2 protein-coding genes and 1 pseudogene are annotated in these 4,065 nt (G+C 70.6%); 2 read left to right on the plus strand and 1 reads right to left on the minus strand.

The genetic code is table 11. The annotated features are described in order from the left end of the window. Window positions 1-1,793 (minus strand): DUF748 domain-containing protein (locus QZ500_RS11465; RefSeq protein ID WP_295855343.1); only part of this gene is annotated, 1,793 nt, incomplete at its 3' end. Window positions 1,794-2,493: 700 nt separating this feature from the next. Here QZ500_RS11465 and QZ500_RS11470 point away from each other — a divergent pair. Together QZ500_RS11470 and glyA are read left to right on the plus strand one after the other, a co-directional pair. Beyond that, window positions 2,494-3,366 (plus strand): lytic transglycosylase domain-containing protein, encoded by an 873-nt coding sequence (locus QZ500_RS11470; RefSeq protein ID WP_295855346.1) that lies wholly within the window; start codon window positions 2,494-2,496, stop codon window positions 3,364-3,366. Window positions 3,367-3,620: 254 nt separating this feature from the next. Then, window positions 3,621-4,065: pseudogene (gene glyA / locus QZ500_RS11475) on the plus strand (serine hydroxymethyltransferase); the annotation flags it as partial.

A 4,065-nucleotide genomic window follows, 5' to 3' on the forward strand; every position in this document is an offset into this window, starting at 1 on the left:
GACGGCGCAGGTGCAGATGCGCTAGCGGCGGTGGCCGCGCCGGGCGAGGCGTCGACGCGCCATTGCTCCACCATCCAGCGGCCCGCTGCATCGCGCGCCACCGTTCCCTGCGGTGCCGCCAGCGCCAGCCGGTCGGCCGCCACCGTGCGACGTGCGGTGTCGATCCGCAGGCCGGTCGCCTCGGCCCGGCGGACGCCGAGCAGCGTGTCCGCGCCCTGCGTCAGCGCCAGCGCGTCGATCGCAAGCGACCGTGCGTCGATCGTCGTGCCGGCCGACGACCAGGCGACGGTGCCATCGGCGCTCGCCCGGCCGGCGAGGGCGGGCTTCAGCCGCGCCTGCAGATAGGGAGCCGCCCACGCGAGAGGCAGGGCCCGGGCCTGCATCGCGATCCGGCCCGCCGCAGGAGCAACGGTGCCGTCCCACGCGATATGCGGCCCGCCCTCGCGCGCCGGCGCGGACCGGGAAAGGTCGGCTGCCGGGCCGACGACATCGGCCGATCCCTTGATAAGTGCCGGCGCGGACACCGGCCAGGCGGCGTCCGCGACCGCCATTTCCAGCCGGCGCAGCCCGAGTGCCACCGGCGCGGCAACGGCGGCGTCGCGCCAGTCGAGGCTGCCGTTCTCGACCTGCAGGTCGGCCACCCGGACCTGCCACGGCGTCGACGCGTTGCTGGCGCCTCGGTCGCCCGCCTTGTTGTCCGCGGCCCCGGCACGGCCGGCTGCCAGCGCAAGCCGTCCGTCGCTGCGGCGCTGCAGCCGCACATGGGGCTCGCCGACCGCGATACGCGAAAGCTCCACCGACCGGTCGAACGGACGCAGGTGCGCGAGCGCGATGTCGATCCGCTCGGCCTCCGCCGTCGGCGTCCCGGCGTCGTCGCCCGACAGCACGAGCTGGCGGATCGTGAGCGTGCCGCCGATCTCGAGGGTGCGCTCGCCATCGCCCGCGACCTGGCCGTCGGCGGACGGCGCCACGTCGGCGAAGCGGATGCGCAGATCGGCGTCCAGCGTGCCGCGATCCAGCCGGAGAGGCGCCCCGGCAGGCAGGTAGTCGCGCAGCGGTGCCAGGTCGAGCGCCGCGACCCGCAGCCGGGCCTCGCCGCGGCGCTGCTCGGCGAAGGGCAGCGCCTCCAGGTCAGTATCCACCCGGCTGCCGTCGAAGGTGAAGGCCAGCCGCGGCGTGACCGGCGCGGAACGGTCGGGCGCCAGGCTGCTGAGCGATGGGAGGTCGATCGTCAGATCGCGTAGCGCATGGCGGCGGCCGCGGTCGTCGATATCGACCTCGCCTTCCGACAGGCGGAAGTGGCGCAGGGCGAAGCGCACGGGCGGGCGCTCCGGCTCCGCAGGCCGCGCCAGACGGTCGAGCACGTCCTGCAGGTCGTGGCGCCCGTCGCGGTCGATGGCGAACGAGAGCCGCGGTGCGTCGATCTCTAGCGCATCGATCACCGGCGCGCCCGTCCAGACCGAAGCGAGCGCGGTGCGGACACGGATGGTGCGGACGGCGAACTGCGCATCGCTCCCTCCGCCATGGCCCCCGCCGGCCGGCGCGATCGTCAGCCCGTGCAGCGTGGTGCGCAGGGCCCACGGCACGAACTCGATCCTTTCCGCGCGTACCGCCCGGCCCAGGCGTTCGCTGACGCGCGTCTCTAGCTGCCAAGCGATTACCCGCGGCACGCCCCACCACGCCAACCCGACCAGCAGCGCGGCAGCGCCGGCCAGCCAGGCGAATGCGCACAGCCACCGCCAGAAGCGATCAGGCTGGGTCGGCGGCGGAGGGTCGGAAACGGAAGCGTCCATCGCGGCCGAGCGTACCCAAGCGCAGCGACTTGAATGTTTCCGGGCGCGTAGCGGCGGAAACGCGCCGCCAACGAAAAAGCCCGGCCGGAGGGCCTGAAGCCGCATCCGCCGGGCTCGACGGCGGGTGCAAGACCCTGGGCCGTCTGGGTTCGCATACAGGAGTGGATCGTCCTACATGCGCAGAGGGCAAGGGATTGCCCTCCAGAGGGACCGGATCGGATGACGGCGGACCTTGCGGAACCGCTGCAACCGGACCGGTGAACGTCCATCGAATGGACGCCGCCACGATACCGCGGACCTGCGCGGCGAGCCAAAAGAAATCGGTAATGGCGCCTGAAGCGCCCATCGCCGTTTTCATTCGGATACATCCGCACAGGGACTCGGAGGCACCCTTCCTCCCGGGGAAGACCCCTTTGTACATACCCAATTCTCATAAATAACAGTTTTCATATTCTTGACTTGATATTAAAGCCCCTCCTAGAATCCGCCCCGTTCCCGCATCCGGGGACCGACCGACCCCGCTGCCGACCCGACGGCTAAGTCCGATTCGCTGCCTCACCTTCCCTCCGCCGCCGTTGCGGAGGCTTCGCGAATCCGATGGCGACCCCCTTCAATCGAGGCATTCCTTCCCCTGACGCCGCGCGTTCCGCGTGTTCCTGCGTCCTCCGGGGAACGGTCCCTTGCGTAGAAAGGTACAGCGATGACAGCGTTAGGAAAGTTCGTCCACGGCACACGCACCTTCGGTGCGGACGTCGCCGAGGGGTTCTTCGAGATCACCCACAACGGCTTCGCCCTGCTCGGCCTGTCGGTCGCCTTTGCCGCCGTGATGCTGAGCGCGCGGCCCGACCTGCGCGACAGCGGCGAGGAACAGCTGCGCACCTGGCTGCAGGACCGTCAGGTCGCGCTGATCGGCACGCCGATCAAGCCCGACGCCGTGGAACGCGCCACCGCCACCAATCCCAAGGACCTGCCGAAAGCGCAGGCCGCCGTCGCCTACTGGCTCAGTAAGAAGTACCGCGTCGCGCCCGAACCAATCGGCGCCCTGGTGGCTGAAGCCTTCGACCTCGGCAGCCGCAACAAGCTCGACCCGACGCTCATCCTCGCAATCATGGCGATCGAGTCGGGCTTCAATCCCTTCGCTCAGAGCCCCGTCGGCGCCCAGGGCCTGATGCAGGTCATGACCCGGGTCCACAGCGACAAGTACGACCACTTCGGCGGCCACTTCGCCGCGTTCGACCCGGTGAGCAACCTGCGCGTCGGCGTGCGGGTGCTGCAGGAGTGCATCAGCCGCGCCGGCTCGCTCGAGGGCGGCCTGCGCTACTACGTCGGTGCGGCCAACATTGAGGACGACGGCGGCTACACCATGAAGGTGATCGCCGAACACAACCGCCTGCGCGCCGTCGCCACCGGCCGCAACGTGCCGATCACCTCGCCGATGGTGGTCCCGCCGCCCGCCAACCCGGCAGCGCCGCCGGCCGTGCTGCCGGTCGCGGCGCCCGCGATGCCGGCCGCTGCCGAGAAGGTCGCGGTGCTGGCGGCCGACGACGGTCTGGCCGTCGCCACCCTGCCCTGATCCCCTCGCGGCAAGCTGCCGCCCGCCGCACGCTAAAATCGCCGCGCACGCGACTGGCGATAGGCGCGGCGCTTCCCTCCAACGGATGCCGCCGCCGCTGACGTGGAACCGCACGGGCCCCGGGGCCCGGAACAACCACTGGGAAGCGTGCCGCCCGCAGCGACGACGGTCGCGCGGCGCGTTCAGCCGTTCGCCTGGGCAGCCCTGGTTCACAGGGACCATTCCATCGCAGGACTGCCAAAGGGATACCACCCATGTACGACCGTTCCATCCTCGTCGAACAGACCGACCCCGAACTCTTCGCCGCCATCCAGGCCGAGAACGCCCGCCAGGAACACCACATCGAACTGATCGCGAGTGAGAACTACGCTTCGCCGGCGGTGATGTGGGCCCAGGGCACCCAGCTCACCAACAAGTACGCCGAGGGCTACCCCGGCAAGCGCTGGTACGGCGGCTGTGAGGTCGTGGACCAAGTCGAGCAGCTCGCCATCGACCGCGTGAAGGAACTGTTCGGGGCCGCGTGGGCCAACGTGCAGCCGCACTCGGGCAGCAGCGCCAACCTCGCGGTGTACAACGCCCTGATCGAGCCGGGTTCGACCGTGCTGGGCATGGACCTGTCGCACGGCGGGCACCTCACGCACGGCAACCCCGTGAACTTCTCGGGCCTGCGCTACCAGATCGTGGGCTACAAGGTCAGCC

Origin of the sequence: uncultured Xylophilus sp., from assembly GCA_913776965.1 — a bacterium.
Classification (GTDB): domain Bacteria; phylum Pseudomonadota; class Gammaproteobacteria; order Burkholderiales; family Burkholderiaceae_C; genus Xylophilus.

Excerpts from the sequence above, each read along its gene's own strand:
- QZ500_RS11470 (WP_295855346.1), top strand. The coding sequence starts at position 2,494 with ATGACAGCGTTAGGAAAGTTCGTCCACGGCACACGCACCTTCGGTGCG.